The sequence below is a fragment of the Methanomicrobium antiquum genome (assembly GCF_029633915.1).
Classification (GTDB): domain Archaea; phylum Halobacteriota; class Methanomicrobia; order Methanomicrobiales; family Methanomicrobiaceae; genus Methanomicrobium; species Methanomicrobium antiquum.
Genome location: NZ_CP091092.1, coordinates 67,503 through 88,843, shown reverse-complemented (window position 1 = coordinate 88,843; position 21,341 = coordinate 67,503). Strand labels below are relative to the sequence as shown.

At 39.3% G+C, this 21,341-nt stretch carries 20 protein-coding genes; 11 read left to right on the top strand and 9 right to left on the bottom strand.

Annotated features, from left to right (window positions below):
* Positions 1–174 precede the first annotated feature (174 nt).
* The 3 genes from purF to L1994_RS00405 are packed head-to-tail and all read right to left on the bottom strand — an operon-like array spanning position 175 to position 2,063.
* Entirely contained in the window at positions 175–1,611 is a 1,437-nt protein-coding gene (purF, locus tag L1994_RS00415; protein ID WP_278099732.1) for an amidophosphoribosyltransferase, read from the bottom strand.
* A 4-nt stretch (positions 1,612–1,615) separates the two neighbouring features.
* Positions 1,616–1,798: a 50S ribosomal protein L37e gene (locus L1994_RS00410; protein ID WP_278099731.1), complete on the bottom strand. Its 183-nt coding sequence runs from the start codon at positions 1,796–1,798 to the stop codon at positions 1,616–1,618.
* 37 nt (positions 1,799–1,835) lie between these two features.
* Entirely contained in the window at positions 1,836–2,063 is a 228-nt protein-coding gene (locus tag L1994_RS00405) for an LSM domain-containing protein (RefSeq protein WP_278099730.1), read from the bottom strand.
* 133 nt (positions 2,064–2,196) lie between these two features.
* On the opposite strand from L1994_RS00405, the gene L1994_RS00400 reads away from it, so the two are divergent.
* The 4 genes from L1994_RS00400 to L1994_RS00385 all read left to right on the top strand — a co-directional run bounded on the left by L1994_RS00400 (position 2,197) and on the right by L1994_RS00385 (position 4,747).
* Complete coding sequence (locus tag L1994_RS00400; RefSeq protein ID WP_278099729.1) at positions 2,197–2,694, top strand: RNA-binding protein; 498 nt, start codon at positions 2,197–2,199, stop codon at positions 2,692–2,694.
* Positions 2,695–2,795: 101 nt separating this feature from the next.
* Positions 2,796–3,164 (top strand): cell division protein SepF, encoded by a 369-nt coding sequence (locus L1994_RS00395; protein ID WP_278099728.1) that lies wholly within the window; start codon positions 2,796–2,798, stop codon positions 3,162–3,164.
* A gap of 11 nt (positions 3,165–3,175) precedes the next feature.
* Positions 3,176–3,685, top strand: a complete 510-nt coding sequence (locus tag L1994_RS00390; RefSeq protein WP_278100852.1) for a ZPR1 zinc finger domain-containing protein — start codon at positions 3,176–3,178, stop codon at positions 3,683–3,685.
* 66 nt (positions 3,686–3,751) lie between these two features.
* Positions 3,752–4,747, top strand: a complete 996-nt coding sequence (locus L1994_RS00385; protein ID WP_278099727.1) for a Vms1/Ankzf1 family peptidyl-tRNA hydrolase — start codon at positions 3,752–3,754, stop codon at positions 4,745–4,747.
* Positions 4,748–4,972: 225 nt separating this feature from the next.
* Here the strand turns inward: L1994_RS00385 and purM are convergent, their stop codons facing one another.
* The gene (gene purM / locus L1994_RS00380) at positions 4,973–6,001 is read right to left on the bottom strand and encodes a phosphoribosylformylglycinamidine cyclo-ligase (protein WP_278099726.1); all 1,029 of its coding nucleotides are present in this window, start codon (positions 5,999–6,001) and stop codon (positions 4,973–4,975) included.
* Positions 5,998–7,383 carry an aspartate kinase gene (locus L1994_RS00375; RefSeq protein WP_278099725.1) on the bottom strand — a complete coding sequence of 462 codons (1,386 nt, stop codon included), beginning with the start codon at positions 7,381–7,383 and terminating at the stop codon, positions 5,998–6,000. The genes purM and L1994_RS00375 overlap by 4 nt, the downstream gene beginning before the upstream one ends.
* 323 nt (positions 7,384–7,706) lie before the next feature.
* Between L1994_RS00375 and tfrA the strand changes: the two genes are divergently transcribed.
* Complete coding sequence (tfrA, locus tag L1994_RS00370; RefSeq protein WP_278099724.1) at positions 7,707–9,341, top strand: fumarate reductase (CoM/CoB) subunit TfrA; 1,635 nt, start codon at positions 7,707–7,709, stop codon at positions 9,339–9,341.
* Complete coding sequence (gene tfrB, locus L1994_RS00365) at positions 9,342–10,841, top strand: fumarate reductase (CoM/CoB) subunit TfrB (protein WP_278099723.1); 1,500 nt, start codon at positions 9,342–9,344, stop codon at positions 10,839–10,841. It abuts the gene before it with no gap.
* A 30-nt stretch (positions 10,842–10,871) separates the two neighbouring features.
* Here tfrB and L1994_RS00360 read toward each other — a convergent pair whose 3' ends face one another.
* Complete coding sequence (locus tag L1994_RS00360) at positions 10,872–11,711, bottom strand: MBL fold metallo-hydrolase (RefSeq protein ID WP_278099722.1); 840 nt, start codon at positions 11,709–11,711, stop codon at positions 10,872–10,874.
* A 32-nt stretch (positions 11,712–11,743) separates the two neighbouring features.
* Positions 11,744–12,364, bottom strand: coding sequence for a HEAT repeat domain-containing protein (locus L1994_RS00355; RefSeq protein ID WP_278099721.1), 621 nt, complete (start codon positions 12,362–12,364; stop codon positions 11,744–11,746).
* A 290-nt stretch (positions 12,365–12,654) separates the two neighbouring features.
* Between L1994_RS00355 and L1994_RS00350 the strand changes: the two genes are divergently transcribed.
* The 5 genes from L1994_RS00350 to L1994_RS00330 all read left to right on the top strand — a co-directional run bounded on the left by L1994_RS00350 (position 12,655) and on the right by L1994_RS00330 (position 18,655).
* Entirely contained in the window at positions 12,655–13,359 is a 705-nt protein-coding gene (locus L1994_RS00350; RefSeq protein ID WP_278099720.1) for a PP2C family protein-serine/threonine phosphatase, read from the top strand.
* 243 nt (positions 13,360–13,602) lie between these two features.
* Positions 13,603–14,385, top strand: coding sequence for an FHA domain-containing protein (locus L1994_RS00345; RefSeq protein ID WP_278099719.1), 783 nt, complete (start codon positions 13,603–13,605; stop codon positions 14,383–14,385).
* A gap of 111 nt (positions 14,386–14,496) precedes the next feature.
* Positions 14,497–17,043: a protein kinase domain-containing protein gene (locus L1994_RS00340; RefSeq protein ID WP_278099718.1), complete on the top strand. Its 2,547-nt coding sequence runs from the start codon at positions 14,497–14,499 to the stop codon at positions 17,041–17,043.
* Between the two features lie 421 nt (positions 17,044–17,464).
* The gene (locus tag L1994_RS00335; RefSeq protein WP_278099717.1) at positions 17,465–17,653 is read left to right on the top strand and encodes a hypothetical protein; all 189 of its coding nucleotides are present in this window, start codon (positions 17,465–17,467) and stop codon (positions 17,651–17,653) included.
* A 615-nt stretch (positions 17,654–18,268) separates the two neighbouring features.
* Positions 18,269–18,655 (top strand): hypothetical protein, encoded by a 387-nt coding sequence (locus L1994_RS00330; RefSeq protein ID WP_278099716.1) that lies wholly within the window; start codon positions 18,269–18,271, stop codon positions 18,653–18,655.
* A gap of 110 nt (positions 18,656–18,765) precedes the next feature.
* On the opposite strand, the gene L1994_RS00325 is transcribed toward L1994_RS00330, so the two are convergent.
* Entirely contained in the window at positions 18,766–19,917 is a 1,152-nt protein-coding gene (locus L1994_RS00325) for an FAD-dependent oxidoreductase (RefSeq protein WP_278099715.1), read from the bottom strand.
* A 715-nt stretch (positions 19,918–20,632) separates the two neighbouring features.
* On the bottom strand, positions 20,633–21,133 hold the full coding sequence (locus L1994_RS00320; protein ID WP_278099714.1) for a rubrerythrin family protein: 501 nt from the start codon (positions 21,131–21,133) through the stop codon (positions 20,633–20,635).
* Between the last annotated feature and the right edge of the window lie 208 nt (positions 21,134–21,341).

Sequence of the window (21,341 nt, the reverse complement as noted above, 5' to 3'; positions counted from 1 at the left end):
CTTTCTCTATAAAACATTCATGAAAAAATGTGCCCGTTTCCTTTTTTATGAAAACGCTTATGAAAACATAATATTTCATGCCTCATTCAGATAAAAAAAGTTTTAAAAAGATTTATGAAAGTTTTTCTGAAAGATTTATATCCGGGTTTATCATCTTTTCAACCTGATATAAGTCTATTTTATTGTCTCTTCCTTTCCAAAAGTCTTTAAATCAGACTGATATGTTCCTGAGATAAAATCTATGTGTCTTGTGCATGCTTTTTCATTGCCAATCTTTAGAGGATATACACCTGTCAGGCATCCTGTGCAGAGATCTTCAGGTGCATGTCCTGTTGCACGGATTAACGCTTCAATTGAGATATGGTGAAGAGAAGTTGCACCTATTTTTTTGCAGACCTCATCACATGAATGATTGTGTGCAATAAGCTCCTCTCTTGTTGGCATATCAACGCCAAGATAACACGGCGCTTTTATAGGGGGTGAACCAACTCTGATATGAACCTCTTTTGCACCATTGTCCTCTACAAGATCAATAATTCTTCTTGAGGTTGTTCCTCTGACAATTGAATCATCGACAAGGACTACAGACTTATCTCTCAGATGCTTTTTTACAGGATTCAGTTTGATTCTGACTGCGTTCTCCCGGGCCTTCTGATTAGGCATAATAAAAGTCCTGCCGATGTAGCGGTTTTTGATTAAACCCTCACGGAAAGGAATACCTGAACTTTCAGAATATCCCGTTGCATGTGCTGTTCCGGAATCAGGCACAGGAGATATAATATCAGCATCAACAGGAGCTTCCAGATGCAGGGATTTTCCAATCCTTCTTCTTACATCATAAACAAGTTGTCCGTCAATTACAGAATCAGCACGTGCAAAATAGATATATTCAAAGATACAAAAACCACAGCAGGATGCCTGCGCAATCTGGACACATTTTATTCCTTCCTTTGAGATTGTTATCATCTCTCCGGGTTTTACATCACGAATAAACTCGCCATTTAAGGCATCCACTGCAACTGACTCAGAGCATACAATATAGCCTTCCGGCGTCTTACCAAGACAAAGCGGACGTATTCCCAGCGGATCACGAAATGCGTATATCTTGTCATCTATTAAAACGACAACAGAATAAGAGCCTTCAAGCCTTTTCATGCATGCCAAAACAGCGTCCTGCATGCTACTGGAATGCCTTAATTCGTCAACGATTATGTTGCCTATAACCTCGGTATCTGTAGAAGTGCAGAATATCTGTCCTCTTTCTTCAAATTCACGCCGCAAATCCTGAGTATTGGTCAGATTTCCATTGTGTGCAATGGAGATTTTTTTCTTTTGAAACGTAAAATTGAAGGGCTGAATGTTTTCCGGTATTTTTTCACCAGTTGTCGGATAGCGCACATGGCCTATGCCTGCATTACCCAAAAGTCCTGATAAACTATCAACATCGAAAACTTCGGCAACAAGCCCCTGAGCCTTGTGTTTATGAAGAGCTTTGCCGTCAAAAGTGGTAATTCCCGCACTTTCCTGCCCCCTGTGCTGAAGAGCATAGAGGGCATAATACAGCGGGTAAGAGACGCCGCCAGCATCGACAATGCCAACGATTCCGCACATAATTTTAGTGGGTTGGGTTGATTGATTTCTTGGTTACCCAGTTGTACTTGCGCATTTTGCTTGATCTGCCAAAGCCACATGCAGAGCATACCTTATGGCGTTTGTGGTATGACATCTTTCCGCATCTTCTGCAGACAATGTGTGTCTGTGTCTGCCTTTTTCCCCTTGAGGGAGTTCCTTTGCTCATTTTTTATCACCTTATTTTAAAAAATCCGAGTGTATTATCAGTTTACTGATGGTGAGATGTAAATTACATTATCACCGCGGACAATGAGAGTGCCTGCTTTTGAAGTAACACCCTCAAATTCCTCTTCTGCGTTCTCAAGTACAAGATTCATATGAATATCGTAGCCCTGAAGGACTCCACGGATTTCTCTGCCGCCTTTCAGGCTTACGATAACGGGCTTTTGATTAAGAGCCTTATCTAAAATTTCCAACGGTCTTTGTGTCATGAGATTCCCTGCTTTGTTTGATGAGGATTACTATAATTGCGAGTGTAACATAAATAAATATAGCGCATCATAAAAAAAGAAGGAATGGCTTTGGGAATTATTATTCCTTTAATGCCTTAAAAAGGAGAGATTAATGGGTAAAATAACTGTCAGAAAAAGATACGCTGTCAGAAAGTCAAAATTATCGAAAATTTACGGGAATCTTTCAGAAAATATTGGGGACTCCGCAGATCTTTTCAGGTCAGACAGAGTTGAGATTGTTGAGACAACAGGTGATGCTGTAATCTACCTGGTGGACAAAAAACCACATCTGATGGAGATAGAAGGCGAAATTTTTCCAACACTAAAGGGGTGTGTTGAAAAACCGTTTCCTGAAAGGCATGCTGTGGTAGATACCGGCGCAGTTGCATTCATGGCAAAGGGTGCTGATCTCATGCGGCCAGGTATTGTAACGGCAACTGAGGACATAAAAGCGAATAAACCTTTTGTGATAGTTGATGAGAATCACAAAAAGCCTCTGGCAGTCGGAATCGCACTCATGGACTATGCCGCAATGATTGCTATGGAGAGCGGAAAAGTAGCCAAAAACATCCACTATGTCGGTGACGACATCTGGAATATCGAAATCTGAAAGATTTTTTATCATATTATATCATCATCAATCTGTTTTTGATGCATGAATTTGCCTGACAATGGATACAGTTAAATAAATTCAATCCACAAATTTTTCACATGGTAAAAATTTCATCGCTCTTCAAAAGGAATAATCAGGCTGATGAATCAGACTACATGGAACTTGATCTTGCATCTATTGAAACTTCAAATTCCAGCGGTCCTGCTTCAATGTACGTCAAAATAGCGACAATAAACGAAATTCGCGACACTCCAAGAATTAAGGACGAAGTGTACAACGGAAACATAGTAATTGTGGATATCGGACGCTTAAAGATGGATAAAATCACCTATGAACGTGTTTTAAAGGATTTAAGAGAAGTTGCAGCAGATGTTAACGGTGATATTGTAGGTCTTGGAGAGCAGAAATACGTTGTAGTAACCCCGATGTCAGTTAAAGTCTCCCGTGAGAAGATTGGAGGAGCCTGAAATTGCGGCGCGTGATAGTCGCACCCTGTCCACTTTGTAAAAAAGATATTCATTATATATACCAGACAGAAAGAATTCCATATTTTTCAGAGGTTTTGCTTGCAAACGCCGTCTGTGACTGCGGATTTCGTTCTGTTGACACTTTTGTAATTGGTGATGGCGAACCTGTCAGGTATACCTTTAAAGTTGAAGAGCCGGATGACCTTTTTGCCCGCGTTATCAGAAGCAGTACTGCATCAATGGAAATTCCGGAATTTGGGATTTCAGTTGATCCCGGACCTTTGTGTGAGGCATTCATATCAAATGTTGAAGGAGTGCTGATGCGTTTTGACGGTGCACTTGACACTATTTTTTTAAGTGCGGATGAAGAGGAAAAAACCAAAATAAACGCATTAAAGAAAAGAATTGCCGATGCCCGCGAGGGTAATGAAATATTTACACTAATTGTTCAGGACCAGGATGGAAACAGCGGAATTGTGAGCAAAAAGGCTGTTAAATCAAAACCAGTTCCGGATGAATGAACTGTTAAAAATAAATAAATAAAAAAAATAATTTATAATAAAATACTTCTGCAAAGGTGCTTTTTTATGATCCCCCGCTTTTTTACAAAAGAACTCCAGGAAAAAATTGAAACTCTTGAGAAAAGAACTGCAGAGCTTGAAAAGGAGAATGAAAAACTCAGAAAGCGGCTCTTTAAAAGAAAGGAGAAAATAGAATCCCAACCGGCCTTATACCAGGAGACTGCTGAAGAGCTAAAGCGGGCAAAGACTGTAATTGAATCACTGGAAAATAAGATACAGGCTCTTACAGATGAAAAAGACAATAAAAACCAAAAAACATCCATTCAAAATTTTTCTCTTTCAAAAAAGGAGTCCCTTGACTTTTTAGAGAAAATTCAGACGATAAAAAGTCAAAGCAATACATTTTATTCTGTATATCTTACTCCAAACGAAACAGAACTTCTCAGAAATTATGCAGGCGGAGATATTTTTGGAGATGAGATTATAGATTTTGCAGACGGGATAAAGTCAGAGACCGGACTCATCGGTTTTTTTGACTCATCACCCTTATCAGTTGCCTGTTTTTTTTCATCGCCGCCATTTCCTCCAAAAAAATCAGAGATCTTTAAGGACAGCATTTTTCTGACAAAACAGGCAGAGGATATTTTTTCAAAAAACCGCCAGACTGCCTTTATACTTGCACATGCAGGTGAATCAGTCATCGGAATTGCATCAGAGTCCGGACTTATCAAGTCTGAGCTTATAAAAACCGGCGTTAAGGAGAAGCACTCAAAAGGCGGATGGTCACAGAAACGTTTTGAACGCTTAAGAGAAGAGGATATCCGCCGCCACATTGAAAAAGCTGGAGAATCATTCAAAGAGCTCCTAGCAGAGTATAAAGGGATAACTGACGAGATTATAATTTCAGGCGATAAAAAAACCGGTTTTGATATTGCCGGATATTCAGGAGATGAATTCAAGGATATTAATCGAATTTACAGGCATTTTGATACAAAACCGGACAGATATGCAGGAGAAAAACTTGCAAAAGATATTTGGTCGGCAAGATGGTACAGGCTTTGAATCAGGAACTTCTCAGAACTGTTGTAAACCATATACAGGTTTATATAAGATATTTGTCCTGAGATAAATCACTTCTTTTCCTAACTAAACGTCCGGATTCTTACAGGATGAAAATTGAAGTTTTAATTAAAAACGTCCATGAAATTATATTTCATGCAACAGTATCATGTCAGTTACGAAGTAACTTTCATTTAAAATAATAGATGAATTTTAATTGAACAGGTTTTAACTGAAAGGTTCTCCTTTAAGCCAGATTCCTTCTTCTTCCCTTATTTTTCCAACAACCTTTGCATCAGATACAATCTTTAAAACCTTCTCAGCTTCAGATTCAGGAACAACAAAAACATACCCCATTCCCATATTGAAGGTCCGGTACATCTCATGGGAATCGACATTGCCTGCCTCCTGCATCCATTCATATACAGGCTGGGGTTTAACCGGACTTGTTATGTCAAACCCGAATTTTCCAAGACGGGTTAAGTTTCGAAGACCACCGCCTGTGATATGGCACATGCCGGAAACCTCACATTCTGCAGTTACCTTGAGAACTTCGCTGTAAATCCTTGTGGGTGTTAAAAGCTCCTCACCAAGAGTCTTTTTCCAGGGCATCATCATATCATATGAACCACAGTCCTCAACAATTTTTCTTGCAAGCGTAAGACCGTTTGAGTGAATACCGCTTGAAGGAACTCCGATTATAAGATCTCCCGGCACAATTTTGGCGCCGGTTATTATTTTGTCCTTCTTTTGTATTCCAAGGCATGTTCCTGCAAGATCAAGCCCGTTTACAATTCCCTTAAGTGTTGCAGTCTCGCCGCCGATAAGATTCATATTGGAAAGCCTTGCACCCTCATTTAAGCCCTTTCCAATCTGTTCCATCTTAAATGTCTCCACATGTTCGGTTGCGATATAATCAACAAATGCAACAGGCTCAATGTTCATCACATAAAGATCATTGACATTCATTGCAATGCAGTCAATTCCAAGCGTTGACCAGTCCTGCATGACATCCGCAATAAGCATCTTTGTTCCCACACCATCAACTGCAAGAGCAAGAGCATAATCCCCAAACTCAACAAGACCGGCAAAGTGACCAAGATTACTGCACATCTCAAAGCTTCCCTTTCTGCGGAATGTAAGCATTTTGACAAGTGCTTTTACACCGTCAGCCTCCAGGTCAATGTCAACTCCTGCATCACGATAGGAATGACCAGCCTTAGGCTTTTCCTGCACATCTTTTACATATTCACTCATTCTGAATCCTCCGAAAGCATAAATTCGTCATGAAGAACACGGAGGGCTTTTCTTCCATCATCATGCTTTACGACAAATGATATGTTTACTTCAGATGAACCCTGCGATATCATCATGAGATTTACTCCTGCCTTTCCAAGTGCTGTAAAGACTCTTCCGGCAATACCGGGAGCGCCTGCCATTCCAACACCTACAACCGCAACAGCACTGACATCACGGTCATATGTGACCTCACGTATATATCCGCCCTGCTGAACGCGGTTAAGGGCAGTAAGTGCGTTATTCAAGTGATCATCATCCACAATTAACGAGATATTTGACTCTGACGATCCTTGTGATATCATCATGACATTGACCTGACTTTCAGCAAGTGCTGTAAATATCGAACGTGCAACACCAGGTCTTCCAAACATCTGTGCACCGGCGAGATTAATGAGTGATACCTTGTCGATGAAGGTAATTGCCTTTACAACTCTTTCATCACGATGCTTATCAGAAAGTACACAGCTTCCGGGCAAATCAGGTTTGAATGTATTTTTGACTCTTACCGGAATTCCTTTCTGCATTGCAGGCTCGATTGTTCTTGGGTGGAGCACTTCCGCACCAAAGTATGAAAGCTCCATTGCCTCAAGGTATGAAATCTCAGGAATTACTCTTGCATCCTCAATTATACGCGGATCAGATGTCATAATTCCGTCAACATCAGTCCAGATCCATACCTCATCCGCATCAATTGCGGCTCCGACAATCGCCGCAGAATAATCAGAACCCGATCGTCCAAGAGTTGTAACAATACCCTCTCCGGTGCATCCCATATATCCCATTATAACCGGAACTCCGTCCTGCATCAGAGGAACAACCCTTGACTTGATTCTCGGACTGCTCTCAGGAAGAACATGGGCGCATCCATGGTTTGTGTTTGTCAGTATTCCTGCTTCACAGCCATTTAAGGGAACGGATGAAATTCCCGCCTGCCTTAAAGCCGCACTTACAATCTGGGCGGAAAGCCTCTCTCCAAACGATATGATATAGTCTTTTGAACGCAAAGTGAGCTCGCGCAGGTTGTGTACTGCTGTCAGGATATTTTTGAGATTTTCAAGACTTTTGTCAATCTCTTTCATGACAGACTCAGACTCGTCTTTTGCAACCGCATCAAGGACTTTTTTGTGTTTTGACCTAAGGGAGTTGACAAATGCATCAACAGGCGGATTGTCTGATGACTTTTCAACTTCTGATGCAATGGCATGGAGCTGATCAGTAACTCCTGACATTGCAGAGACTACAAGGGCAATTTCATTGCCTTCACTGCTGTATTTTTCTATTATTGACACAACTCTGCCGATGATTTTGTCATCACCAACAGATGTGCCTCCGAATTTCATTAAAATTCTCAATTTAACTCACTCTGCCACGAATATATTCTTGATTTTTGCATACCAAACACACATGAAACATTACCTTTTTTCACGAACAGTGAAAAATCACCTTAGATGAAACACAATTACATGAAGAATTAGTTTCATGAACATTTTCTTATAATAGTGTACTTTTACAGTATTAATGTAGGTATCCGCAGTTTCATTATGAAACAGATTATGAAAAATTCCAGAACAAAAAATGAAAATGAAGATTTATCCAAAGGTCTGATTTCACTCTTACTCTCACCATTTATTTATCTTATTCCAACTCTAATCTTTCATTAATTATGCTTGCGGATAATATGACAGACTGTCATGTCCTTGTAATAGGAAGCGGTGGTGCGGGTGTCCGTGCCGCAATTGAGGCATCCAGATACGGAGAGACCATAATTGTATCAAAATCCCTTGCAGGAAAGGGCGGGTGCACGACAATGGCTGAGGGGGGCTATAATGCAGTTATTAACTGTGAAGATTCCTGTCCGCTTCATGAAGAGGATACACTAAAAGGCGGCGGGTTTTTAAACATTCCAAAACTTGTTGAAATCCTTGTAAAAGAAGCACCTGAAAGAATTGCTGATCTGGTCAGCTGGGGAGCTGTTTTTGATGTAACACCTGAGCGTATGCTTGCCCAGCGTCCTTTCGGCGGGCAGAAATTCCCGCGTACCTGTTTTGCAGGGGACAGAACAGGACATGAGATGATGATGACTCTGATTGAAAGGGTAAGACAGGGCGGCATTCAGATCATGCAGGAGATTACAATAATTGATCTCTTAAAAACCGAAGATGACGGTGGACGAGTCTGCGGTGCAGTCGGACTTAACAGGCGCGGAGAGATGGTAATAATAAGGTCTGATGCCGTGGTTTTGGCAACAGGCGGTCTTGGCCAGATATATGATGTATGCACAAACTGCGCAACAGGAAACGGGCAGGGCTATTCTATTGGATACAGAGCCGGCGCAGAATTAATAGACATGGAGATGGTCCAGTTTCACCCAACCGGACTTGTATATCCGTACGATGCAAGAGGACGACTTATTACAGAGGCAGTTCGCGGAGAAGGCGGAATTTTAAAGAATATAATAGGCGAGCGCTTCATGAAAAATTACGACCCCAAAAGGATGGAGCTTTCAACAAGGGATATTGTTTCAAGAGCGATTGCAACAGAAATTCTGGAAGGCAGAGGAACAGAAAAAGGCGGCGTTTATCTTGATGTTTCGCATCTTCCTGCAGATGTGATAGAAGAGCGCCTGCCTCTTATGCTTGAGCAGTTTCTAACCATCGGTGTGGATATTAGAAAAGAGCCAATGGAGGTTGCTCCAACCGCTCATCACATGATGGGAGGTATCAGAATCAATACAGACTGCCAGACATCAGTTCCCGGTCTTTTCGCATGCGGAGAGGTCACAGGAGGCATTCACGGGGCAAACCGTCTTGGAGGAAACTCCCTTGCCGATACACAGGTGTTTGGAAAACGTGCCGGAGAATTTGCCGGAAAATCACCTGTACTTGAAAAATCAATAAATCCAACACAGATTGAAAAGGAAAATAAAAGACTCAAAGGCTTCCTGAGCGGAACTGAAAGTATTGCCGTGATTAAAAAAGCCCTGAAAAAGACAATGTGGGAGAATGCAGGCATTTTCAGAACAGAATCAGAACTTAAAAAAGCGCTTTTGGATATTGAAAACTTAAAAGGGAAGATGCCAAAAGCAGTATCTAAGGAAAATCTTGCCGATGCCTGCGTACTTGAGGATATGCTGACATCCGCAGAGCTTGTTGTAAAAGGCGCACTATTAAGGGAAGAATCCAGAGGAGCCCACGTTAGAAAAGACATAAAGACAGAATGGACACCGGACAAATCACCTTTTGGCCATACTTATCAGTCGCTTAGCAGATCAGGGATTGAAAAAAAGGAGGTTTTTTAGATGAGTGACCCAAAAACAAAGGATATAACTGTTTTTGTATCGCGGTTTGACACCTGCAGGGATGAAAACACACTGCCTGTACTTAAAGAGTACACCGTATCTGTACACGAAGGGGCAAGGGTTTTAGACGTTCTTATCGCAATCCGCGACACAATTGATTCCACACTTTCATTTCGGTACTGCTGTGGTGCAGGCCAGTGCGGAAGCTGTGCTGTTCGTGTAAACGGCGAGCCGAAACTTGCCTGCATGACAGAGGCAAAAGACAAAATGAAAATTGAACCTTTGGATCTTCCGGTTGTAAAAGATCTTGTTGTGGATATGCCGGCGTTTTTAAATGAGATGCCGGGCCTTGTTCCCTCCAAAACAAAAACACTTCCATCAAAAGAGGATATTGATAAAATAAAGCCCATTCGCGACTGCATCGAATGCCTCTGCTGTGTTTCAGTCTGTCCTGCAATGGATGTGACAGAATTTGAAGGCCCTGCATTTATGCGTCAGGAGATGAGGCTTGCACTTGACCCGCGTGATGAAAGAAACAGAATAAAGCTCTGTGTTGAAGAAGAAGGTCTTTTCACCTGCACCAGCTGTCAGGCATGCTGGAAAGTCTGTCCAAAAGACATAGAAATTCCGGGAAAAGCTATTGAAAAACTGCGTGAGCTTGCAAACAGGGAAGGCCTGACACTTCCCCGCCACCAGGAGGTCGCAAAGCTTGTTGAGGATACGGGAAGAAGTGTTGAAAAGATAAAACCCTCTTTTTTTGAACAGGTACCAAAGGTAATCGAACCTTACGGGGATGTAAAAGCTGAGATCGGCTTTTTTGTCGGATGTATGTACAACTTAAGGCTTCCGGATACAGCCCTTGATGCAATTGAAGTTTTAAGACGAAACGGAATCAGGGTCATCGTTCCAAAAGAACAGGTCTGCTGCGGGTCGCCTTTAATCCGTACAGGCCAGACATCATATGTCTCCGAGCTTAAAAGGAAAAACATCGAGTGCTTTGAGAAGAGAGGAATTAAAACTGTCCTGACAATGTGTGCCGGATGCGGCTCCACTCTAAAAAACGATTATGAAACACCTTACAGGGTTATTGACATAAACGAGCTCTTAACAGAATATGAAATCGAAAAGCCTGAAAAACTTGATATTAAGGTTACATACCATGACCCGTGCCACCTGATGAGAGGTCAGGGGATAACAAAAGAGCCCAGAAAAGTTTTGAAAATGGCTGTAAAAGAGTTCATAGAGATGCCCTCTAAATGTTGCGGGTCAGGAGGAGGAGTAAAATCAGGAATTCCTGAAGAGGCAAAGGCTCTTGGAGATGAGAGATCAGATGAGATTGACAAAACCGGATGTGATGTTGTAATAACATCATGTCCGTTCTGCGAGTTTCATATTCAGTCATGCACTGATAAGCCTGTAAAAAACATAACAACCCTTCTGCTGGAAGGCTACAAAAAGAAGGATGAATTAAAAAAAGCAAAAAATAAAAATAATAATTAAATTAACGAACCCCCGGATAAATGAACCTGATTAAAACTCAAAAACAGATCCGCATCCAACTTCAGTGACACTCAGATATTTCAAAAGCGCTGCTTTTGCAGTAAAATCAGTGCAGTGACAGGGATGAATATTTCTAATCCCTGACTTTTTTAGAAATTCACCGGTTTTAGAAATCCTTTCATAACCGGCATCAAGAAGATGAAATCCGCCGATTATATCAATAAAATCATCTCTTCCGGAGACCTTTTTGCCCTCTTTTAAAATCGAGCATATTCCACTGTGAGAACAGCCTGTAATTACAGATAATCCGTTTTCGCCAGAATAAAGAAGGGCTGAATCGTCAGGTGAGAAGTCAGGTGTTAAATTTCCGGATGAATCCTTTGAAACACCTGCATATGATAAAGGCTCAAAGGATGTTTTTTCGTTTATCTGACCGAGAAATAAAAGATTTTCCGTCAGCTCATATGGTTTTTCTGTAAGAATTACATCTGAAAACTGAGAAGCAGTCTCCTGTTTCAAAGGCGAGCCTATATTTCCAGACGGCTCTTCATAAACATTGCGGAATAAAAGCGGATGTGCAATCAAAGTAGGTTTTTTAAATGAAAATCCTTCTTCTTCTGCTTTTTTATACATCTCTTTTAAGTGAACCAGTCCGCCAGTGTGATCGATATGTCCGTGTGAGAGAACAATATAATCAGTGAATAAAAGGTTGATTCCAAGAGCTTTTGCATTCTTTATAAAAACATCCGAATAGCCGGTGTCAAACAAAATTTTTTTGCCTGAATCCTCAATAAAAAACGATAATGCAGGCTCTCCTGTCAGATAAACATCTGTTATTGTATTATTATCGCAAAGTACTGTAAGCTTCATGACAAATATCTTCTAATTTTCTTTTTTTAGAGTCACTCTTCTGTTAAACTGCCGTTTTCTTTTTGAATGGTCTCGTTTTCAATTCTCTCCTGGAGGCCTTTTGTTGCATAAATGGACTGAATTATCGATGAGAACTCATCTGAATATTTATTGTCCCCAAGATTTAGCTCATACTGGAGAAGTGGAACTGCCGGCTCTCCTATTTTTATAAGAGCAATTGCCGCAAGCTCTTTTGAGTTTTTGGTGCCGGTTTTTACTTCTTCAATAAGGGCAGGTACAGCTGTTGTTCCAAATGCGGAAAGTGTATTGCCTGCCCATTTTGTCTCCTCATCATCTCCGGATGATAAAAGCCTGATAAGCGGGTCAACCGAAGGCTCGCCGATATACAGGAGTGCTACTGCCGCCCATGTGGATGCTGTCTGATCCCCTTTTGAAAAGACTTTTGTAAGCGGAATTACAGCAGGCTCACCTTCTGCTATTAAATTCTCAGTTGCCTTTTTTTTATCATCAGATGTGCCGGAAAAAAGGGAACTGATGTTTTCTGATATAGGAGTATTTGCATCTTCAGTTCCTGTGCATCCGCTAAGGCATACAAAAAGGGCCAGAACAGTTACACAGAATATTGCAGTAAATCTGAAATTCATATTTATCATTAAGAAATTTTGCCTTTGGCAATAATAAACCAGTGGTCATAACCCGTAACTGTAAATCCTGTACCTGTAAATTTCTTACAGGGAGATTATGATAAGTGAGGTTATGATAATTTAAGGAGAAGATACAAAGAATTCCGGTTTAACCAAAAGGTTATATCCTTACACCAAAATGATAGTGAATATTAATATGAACTCAGAATAAAATGTGAGCATTATATCCCCAATGCTTCTGACTGCGAAAATCAGGTTTCAGGTTTATATCAGCAGTTCTAAAGGAATGGTAAAAGTCTATGGATTACAGTGCTGTTTCAGTTGCCGGAAAAAGAGTTTACAACGAAGATTCATACATCGCGGCGCAGATAGGCAAAGGATATCTTCTTGCAGTCGCAGACGGCCTGGGAGGTCATGCGGCAGGAGATGTTGCATCAAATATTGCAGTGTCAACCATTCGCAGAATTTTTTCAGAGAGGTATTTTGAAGGGATGGATGCTGATGAAAAAAAAGAACTTTTAATTTTCGCATTCAAAGAAGCGGATTTGGAAATAATCAAAAATGCAACAGGAAATCAGAAGGGCATGGGAACAACACTTGTTGCGGCCTTTGTTGAGAACGACTGTGTTATTGCCGCAAATACAGGTGATTCCAGGCTTTATCATTATGATTTTGGGTTAAAACAGATAACTATTGATCACTCGGTTGTCCAGGATCTTGTTTCAAAAGGACTTGTCGAAAAAAGTGCGGCAAGATTCCACCCAATGAAGCATATCATCAATCACTCCCTTGGCGGCGATTTTACCGTTGATACATTCTGCTTTAACATAAAAGAAGGTGATGTTTTACTTCTTTCAAGCGATGGTCTGCATGACTATATCGACTGTGGTGATATTGAGAAGTTATTACAGAAAAAATCAGCCAACACAATTGCAAAAGAGCTTATAAAGTCTGCTATGCTGACTTCAGATGATAACATAACTGCCGTTGTAATGATGATATAATAAAAACATCCATGAAAATATATTTCATGCAACAGTTTCATGTAAGTTGCGAAGTAACTTTCATAAAAAACATAAAAAAAGTAAAACATAAAAAAGTCCATTTCAAACAGATATAAATTTTCAACGGTTAAATACCTGATATTTACAGGATCCAAAAAAATGTTTGAAAAAAAATCTTAAAAAAAATGAATGAAATAACCACTCTGTTAATTGTTTCAGGTAAAGATTCGGCAGGAGATACAAATGACTAATAACCAAAATGAGAATACAATTGCAATTTCAAGCGATCCGGATTTTTACGAGGATCTGTCTGATTACTTAAACGTCCTTTCAAATCCGACACGACTTCGGATTTTAAAGTTAATTGAGCATCACCCAAAAGAAGTCAGAGAGATTGCAAAAGAGATTGACACAAGCTACGAGAATACAAAAAAACATCTGGATAAGCTTTTAAACACCGGCGTTATTAAAAAAGAGGCAGGAATGGGCAGACAGACTTCAAAAGGCTCACTTCCGGTATGGAAATACTCTTTAATTCCCGGTGGAATGGAAGGAATTATCAGAAATTTAAGCATATTCAGCAACATTGACATAAGACTTGGAGAGGATGAACTAAACTCCAAGTTAAAATCAGTTCGAAGCATGCTTGAAAGTGAAAACAAAGGAAATATTCCTGTTGTTATTATTCTCGGAGGCGATGATGACGGTAAAGTATGGCCACTTAAGGAAAAAGAGATTAGAATCGGCCGTGAAGATACATCTGCACCTGAAATCCTAAAGACTGCAAAAGAAGACTCTGTCATTCTCTCATCCGGTTATGAGGCTGTAACAAGGGTCACAAAGCCTCACGGGAAGTTCATACAGAGAGGAAATAACTGGTTTTACGAAGACTGTAAAAGCACCGGCGGAAGCTACATAAACAACAAAAAAGTCCAGCCGGGAGGCGAAAATCAACTTAAAAACGGCGATATGCTGGACTTGGCGAGAGGCGCAAAAGGTGCACGTATGATCTTTAATTTTACCTGATATGGGAATTATTTTTGCCTGAAATGAAAACTTTGAACTTAAACCAAAACACATCTAAACTTTTGAGGCAGAGTATAATTAAAAGCCCTGACAGGTCAGGAGGAAAGAATAATGACTTCGCAAAATTCAGCGGTTGCTATCAACACTTCAGTGACAATAAGGCTGATTTTGCCGTTCTTTTTTCTTTTTTTACTTCTTTTATCATCACTTGCAGTACCGGTCTTTGCAGGCGAAATAAGAGTTGGTCAGAATATCTATCCGACACTTCAGGACGCAGTTGATTCTGCAGAACCGGATTCGACAATAATTGTCACAAGCGGCGAATATTTTGGAAATATCGTAATTGACAAACCCGTTTCTCTTATCGGAGTTGATTCAGACGGCAAAAAACCTGAGATAATAACCACCGCCGGCGAGTCAGGAATCAGAATAAATGCTGACGGAACAACTATCGAAGGTTTTGTAATAAGAGGCGATTCAGAGTGCGCAATCCTCGTAAATTCTGATAATAACATCATAGCTGACAATGAAATATTAAAAACACCTGTTGGAATTACACTTTTTTCATCAGCAGGAACCTCAGTTTCAGGAAATACAATAAAAGGGCACAGAATCGGACTTTTCATCGATGATTCCGCAGATTGCGGAGTTTATCTTAACAATTTTGAAAACACAATCAACGCAAAATCCCTGTCCCGCTCAATTAGATGGTCAACTTCAAGCATGATTTACATCTATTCAGGAGAGAATTTTACATCATCGCTTGGCAACTACTGGAACGACTACTACGGAAAAGATGAGAATAACAACGGAATCGGAGATTTAGTCTATAGTCCTTACAACAGTCAGTTATCCGGCGGTACACAAAATCAGCTTTTTTTAAACAGCATCAACCTTCAGAACCTTGCAACAGGTGGAAGCAATTACTGGCAGAATTTATTTTATACATCAAATTTCCTGACGGACGAATACCCGCTTATTGAACATAATTCAAATTACAATCCTCTTGCACCTGCCGGAACAGCCATAGGAACATTACCAACAGATTCACCTGTACCTCCGGTAATCACTGATACGAATATAAACAACACGCAAAATAACACTCACATCCCACATATCCGCCCCCCTTCTCCGGCAGAATTTCCTGAGATGAATCTGACAAACAATACAGCACCTCCAAAACCCGGTTCTCTGGTCCAGCCGCAGAATGTCTTTTCACTTCAGTCGCCATTTGAAGTTGTATTTTTAATGCTGATAATTTCCGGTGTCGCGGCCGGACTTTTAGCCTTTGCAGGCGGGTTTGGAACACTTTATCCTGTCAGGAGAACAAGAAAAGTTGAGCTCTTTTTCTTTGAGGGAGGATACTTTGCCCTTGCAACAGCTCTTTTGTATACAATTATATCATATACTTCAAAGCTGATTTACAACAATGTTGATTTTGGCTACATTCAGATTATATTCATTCTGATGACAGCGTTTTTGATTGCATCGTCAGGAATTATATGTCTCGGCATTATAAGATCTAAAATGCCGGTTTTCTTAAACAGGCTTCACCCAAAATTTGCCGCTGCAACAACTTTTATGTTTTTCATCTCGATATACACTGCACCGCTTGATCTTGGACCAATTACATCAATTGCATATCCTGCGGCTCTGATTCTTTCAGTATTCCTGCCTGTCGTTTTCAGCCGGCTTTTCAAGGACTCTGAGAGCCTGTGGGTGAAAAACTATGATGACAGCTATAAAATTTACGGAAACGATAAGACAAAAATCTCTTCAATAAATCAGGATTCAACTGTAATATTTCCGGATGAAGACTCAATACTCTCATCAGGTCTTGGAAGTTCATATTTTCCTGATTCATTAAAAGAGAGATACCAGGATGTTGAATTCATAGGAAAAGGCGGTATAGCACGGGTATTTAGGGCTAAGAGACGGTCTGACGGGAAAGTTGTCGCAGTTAAAGTGCCGATTAATTTTGATGAGATAACAGGCCGTCTTTTTATGAAAGAGATGAGAATATGGGAGGATTTATCGCATCCAAATATCGTTAAACTATATTCGGTAAACATCCTTCCTGTTCCTTTTGTTGAAATGGAATATGTATCACGTACAGTCTCTGATTTAGATCTTCCATTATCACAGAAAAAATCACTTGAGATTATATACGGAATTGCACAGGGTCTTTTGTATGCACATGCCAGAAATATTATCCACAGGGATATTAAACCGCAGAATGTCCTGATTACAGAAGAGGGTATTCCAAAAATTACTGACTGGGGTCTTGGAAAAATCCTTGGAGACGGAAATGACACTACAACTATAGGATTTTCCCTAAATTATGCAGCTCCCGAACAGATTTCGCCAAAGAAATTTGGAAAGCCGGATAAGAGGACTGATATATACCAGATGGGAATCCTCTTTTATGAGATACTTGTTGGACAAAGGCCTTTTTTTGGCGTCGGCGTTGCAGAGATGAGTGATGAGATATTATACAGGACACCTATGAAGCCGTCAGAAAACAGAGAAGAGGATTTTATTTTTGATGATACAATAATGAAAATGCTTGCGAAAAACCCCGGCGAGCGCTATAACGACATACATGAACTTTTAAAAAGCCTTGAGGAAATAAGAAACAACCTTAATCGTGAGGAGTAATCCAAAAAGGAATTATATTATTGGAATAATCTTCATAGGAAAAGATTATCAACAGGGAGATTCTCCTTAGTAATTATTGAGCTGCTGTGAAAGTCGGGATTTCAGAAAGATTTTCATCTTTTTTTGTGTGATGAAAAAAGCTCATCATGTGCGTTTTACATGAAAGTTACTTCGTAACTTATATGAAACCGGTGCATGAAAAAAAATATCATGGACGTTTTTAAGAGAAATAAAGAAGACAATAACCTCTTTTTTTGTTAACCTTTACTGATATATAACCCGGTGGTTATACGAATGAAAGATTACCATTTTATCCTTTTATATGGACATGAATTGATTTTGATATAAGGATGGCAAGGGAGCATCTGACAGATGTTTTCCCAATGACCCGTCTGAGAAAAATGTGTGTCGGCAGAGCATAATGCCGGGCACTGATTCAGGAAATGGCAGAATAGTCGTCCTGAATTATCAAACCGGAGGTGATGCACAGACATTGAAATCGAAAGAATCATCAAATCAAATTATTGCAATTGATTCGACAGACCAAAATCAGGTAGGATCACAATCCAAAATCACCAGACATAATACAACCGACGCGGATGTAATCTAAAACCGCTCCTATAATATAAAAGTCTCCTGCAAATTAAAATTTAAAACCAGGCTAAAAACTCGACTCCAGAAATGCATGAAGAGATTCATGCAAAAAAACCAGGCAGATTTTGCAGGAGATTTAAATCCAATAAACCTGATAAAAACAGCTAAATGATAAGAGCCATAAAAACCAGAAAAAAGCCAGATTAATTTTCATAAACAAAAAAACAGTGATTATAAATTTGTCCATTAATCAAAAAAAAATTAAAAAAACAAAAAAAGAAATCCAAATCTTTTTTTGTTCAGAGTAAAAAAGAATTTAAACCTCTCTTCTCTAAAACTTTAAAAATCTGTTGAATATGATTTAATCTGACTAAAAAGCCACTTTATTTATCAGGATTTTCTTTTGTTTAGTATTTAAATTGTTTAATATTTTTTCTATTTAACCTGCCGGTTATACGAATGAATAAAATCCATATATTTCATTTATAACGTTTATCCACAAAGAAAAGACACAAAAGTCAATAAAGATTTTTAAAATTTGAAATAAAGTCAGAATAAGATTTAAAAAAATCAGACATAAAGTCTTAAAAATTACTTAAATTTTAAAAATTACAAAAAAAGGTTTAAATTAGTGAAAAATATGTGCATCAAAAAAATAGTAAAAACAGGATTTCTGCTGTTTCTCATATCAGGGACAGTTATCACTTCAGGGTGTACAGATAATGCACAACAGGCGTTTTCGAAGACTAACAGTCAGCAACTAACACCTTCACCGGATGAAATGCCCGATACCGACTATGAAATTTCTTTTATGAAATATGTCTTAAATGAGATGAGAAACCATGGAAAAGACATCAGCATTCCTCTTGAAACCTACCGTATAGCAAAAGCACAGGTAAGAACAAAAAATTATGAAGGATTTTTGGATTCAGTTCATCTCTTTTATGAACAATGCAATCTGATAATGGCAGATGCATACGAGATTGAGAATTTAACATCCCAAAAACAGTCAGACTGAGATAAATTAGGAAAAAGGATAAATTAAAATATTATATCCGATTTAATCTCATTTTTCGTCTTTTTTTCTGGTTTTTAGTATTGGGATTTAAGTTTAGTATTGGGATTCAATTATTGACTGACGAGATATGTATATGCACTTAAAGCCGCCTTAGCTCCTTCTCCCGCCGCAATAATAATCTGCTTTCCTTCAACATCAGTCACATCACCTGCCGCAAAGATACCGGTTCTCGAAGTTCTTCCGTTTTTGTCTGTCACAATCTCGCCTGAATTATTGAGCTCGATAAATCCATCTAAAAAATCCGTGTTTGGTGTATTTCCGGCCGCGATAAACATACCTGTAATTTTCAGCTCTTTTTCTTCGTTTGTATCCCTCTCTTTTATCACAACAGACTCTAAGCTTTTATCGCCGGATATTTTTGAGACCACATAATTTTTGTATATGCGGATATTGTTTATATTTTCAAGCTGTTTTATGTAAGTCTCATCTGCACGTATTTTGCTTCTAACTATCAGGCTGACGTCTTTTGCGATTTTACTCATCTCAATTGCGGTTGTTAAGGCATGATTTCCCCCGCCTACAATTGCCACATCTTTTCCCCTGTATAAAGGCCCGTCACAGGTTGCGCATACACTAATTCCCCGGCCGATGAACTTGTCCTCATTTTCAACGCCAAGCCAGCGGGGTTTTGCACCAGATGTCAGAATTACTGCTTTTCCCCTGAATCTCTTATTTGATGATGTATCAACTGTAAATATTTTATCCTCATCAACAATTCCTGTAACACTTCCAAGCTCAATTCTGACATCACTTGTCTTTATCTGCTCCTCAAATTTCTGCATGAGATCTCCGCCTGTTACCACCCTAAATCCCATATAATTTTCAACTGACCATGATTCAAGCGCCTGCCCGCCGATGTTTTCCGTAATAATCATACAGGACAAAAATTTTCTTGAACAGTACATTGCCGCAGTAAGACCTGCCGGCCCGCCGCCGATTACCAAAACATCATATGTGTCGGGTGCATCTCCGCTTCCGAAAATCTCATTTAAACGCTCAGTATCAAAACCAATTATGACCTCACCGTCAATTACAGTTACAGGAACACCATACTGACCTGTAAGCTCAATCATCTCCTTAGCCGCGTTTTGATCTTCGCCAACATCAATACTCTTATATGAAATGTTGTGCCTGTCTAAAAAGGCCTTTAAAAGGCGACAGTACTGACAGGCTTTTGTCGAATATACTTTTACATCTGTCATGATACTGCTATAAATTTCAATATTATTTAAAGATGGCTTATCATTTTTTATTCCGGAATTTTACATATCTTAAATTTTCATGTCTTAAATTTTCATGTCTTAAATTTTCATGTCTTAAATTTTCATGTCTTAAATTTTACATACCCTTAAAATTGACATCCGAATATTCAGGAGAGAATTTAGGAGAATGTTTAGGAGAAGATTTTGATTAGGATTTTTGTGAAGGATTTAAGAGAATCCACGGAATTATCTAAAAAACCCGGTTTTGTAAGTAATAAAAATGACTAAATTATTAATAAAAAAATTAAACAGGAAGACTCTTCGCCATATTTCTGATCACCCTAATTTGGAATTGATTTGTCGCGATGTACACAACATCCCCGGGAGCCGGAGGGGCCTAGCCCCCCTCCGGTGACCTATCGTAAGCGGGGTGGGTTTAAGGGAGGGGCCTGTCCCCTCCCTTGCTAATAATCGATTAGCTTTGATTGTCTTCCAGTCAAGACCAGTAACCTAAGAAACTGATGAAATCTTCCAGATCAATAATCTTAAAGCCCACAAATGAAAACATAGATGTGAATGTAGAGATACATTCCCTACATTTGTAATGTTTATTGGACATATCATCACAATTTGAGGTTATTCTCTAAGTTGTTTTTCTTTTTGGATAGTCCTAACTTTAAGAAAAATGGAGAAGAACCAACAGGAAAAGGATAATTTATTCAATTTCCTTAAACATTCTTGCAGGAACACCACAAATCGGGCATTGCTCAGGAATCTCATCGAATTCAATATTTCCACATACAGGACAGAGGAATATCTTTTTGACCTTTAAATCATCACCGTTTGATACAGCCTCAAGAGCCTCTGTGTATTTTTTGGCATGTACTTCTTCTGCCTTCATTGCGTGAGTAAATACAGTCTTTGCTTCAGATTCTCCTTCTTTTTCAGCCATCTCCACGAATGACGGATACATTGTCTCAAACTCATCTGTTTCCCCTTCAACAGATCCTTTCAGATTCTCTTCTGTTGAGCCAACCTTCTGCATCACAAACAAAAGTCTCTTCGCATGAATTGCTTCTGCCTCTGCCGCGGCCTTAAATAGTTTAGAAACGTTTGTAAAACCTTCTGCAGCAGCTTTTTCTGAAAAATTAGTGTATTTGCGGTTTGCCTGTGACTCACCGGCAAATGCATCTTTTGCATTATCCATTGTTGTCATTTATTTTTTCACCTTTTATTACGAGAAATAAGGATTTTATTCTATAAATGATTTTACATGAAAGTTACTTCGTAACTTACATGAAACCAGTGCATGAAAAAAATTATCATGGACGTTTTACCTAAAAAAGAGGTTCATACAGCAATTGTTTCATGAAAGCTTATTGATAAATATGAAAAGGTGTGCTGTAATGATGAGATAATTATTT

What these genes read in the sequence shown, in the direction of transcription:
- purF (WP_278099732.1), bottom strand. Translation starts at nt 1,611, where the DNA reads ATGTGCGGAATCGTTGGCATTGTCGATGCTGGCGGCGTCTCTTACCCG.
- L1994_RS00410 (WP_278099731.1), bottom strand. Translation starts at nt 1,798, where the DNA reads ATGAGCAAAGGAACTCCCTCAAGGGGAAAAAGGCAGACACAGACACAC.
- L1994_RS00405 (WP_278099730.1), bottom strand. Translation starts at nt 2,063, where the DNA reads ATGACACAAAGACCGTTGGAAATTTTAGATAAGGCTCTTAATCAAAAG.
- L1994_RS00400 (WP_278099729.1), top strand. Translation starts at nt 2,197, where the DNA reads ATGGGTAAAATAACTGTCAGAAAAAGATACGCTGTCAGAAAGTCAAAA.
- L1994_RS00395 (WP_278099728.1), top strand. Translation starts at nt 2,796, where the DNA reads ATGGTAAAAATTTCATCGCTCTTCAAAAGGAATAATCAGGCTGATGAA.
- L1994_RS00385 (WP_278099727.1), top strand. Translation starts at nt 3,752, where the DNA reads ATGATCCCCCGCTTTTTTACAAAAGAACTCCAGGAAAAAATTGAAACT.
- purM (WP_278099726.1), bottom strand. Translation starts at nt 6,001, where the DNA reads ATGAGTGAATATGTAAAAGATGTGCAGGAAAAGCCTAAGGCTGGTCAT.
- L1994_RS00375 (WP_278099725.1), bottom strand. Translation starts at nt 7,383, where the DNA reads ATGAAATTCGGAGGCACATCTGTTGGTGATGACAAAATCATCGGCAGA.
- tfrA (WP_278099724.1), top strand. Translation starts at nt 7,707, where the DNA reads ATGCTTGCGGATAATATGACAGACTGTCATGTCCTTGTAATAGGAAGC.
- tfrB (WP_278099723.1), top strand. Translation starts at nt 9,342, where the DNA reads ATGAGTGACCCAAAAACAAAGGATATAACTGTTTTTGTATCGCGGTTT.
- L1994_RS00360 (WP_278099722.1), bottom strand. Translation starts at nt 11,711, where the DNA reads ATGAAGCTTACAGTACTTTGCGATAATAATACAATAACAGATGTTTAT.
- L1994_RS00355 (WP_278099721.1), bottom strand. Translation starts at nt 12,364, where the DNA reads ATGATAAATATGAATTTCAGATTTACTGCAATATTCTGTGTAACTGTT.
- L1994_RS00350 (WP_278099720.1), top strand. Translation starts at nt 12,655, where the DNA reads ATGGATTACAGTGCTGTTTCAGTTGCCGGAAAAAGAGTTTACAACGAA.
- L1994_RS00345 (WP_278099719.1), top strand. Translation starts at nt 13,603, where the DNA reads ATGACTAATAACCAAAATGAGAATACAATTGCAATTTCAAGCGATCCG.
- L1994_RS00340 (WP_278099718.1), top strand. Translation starts at nt 14,497, where the DNA reads ATGACTTCGCAAAATTCAGCGGTTGCTATCAACACTTCAGTGACAATA.
- L1994_RS00335 (WP_278099717.1), top strand. Translation starts at nt 17,465, where the DNA reads ATGCCGGGCACTGATTCAGGAAATGGCAGAATAGTCGTCCTGAATTAT.
- L1994_RS00325 (WP_278099715.1), bottom strand. Translation starts at nt 19,917, where the DNA reads ATGACAGATGTAAAAGTATATTCGACAAAAGCCTGTCAGTACTGTCGC.
- L1994_RS00320 (WP_278099714.1), bottom strand. Translation starts at nt 21,133, where the DNA reads ATGACAACAATGGATAATGCAAAAGATGCATTTGCCGGTGAGTCACAG.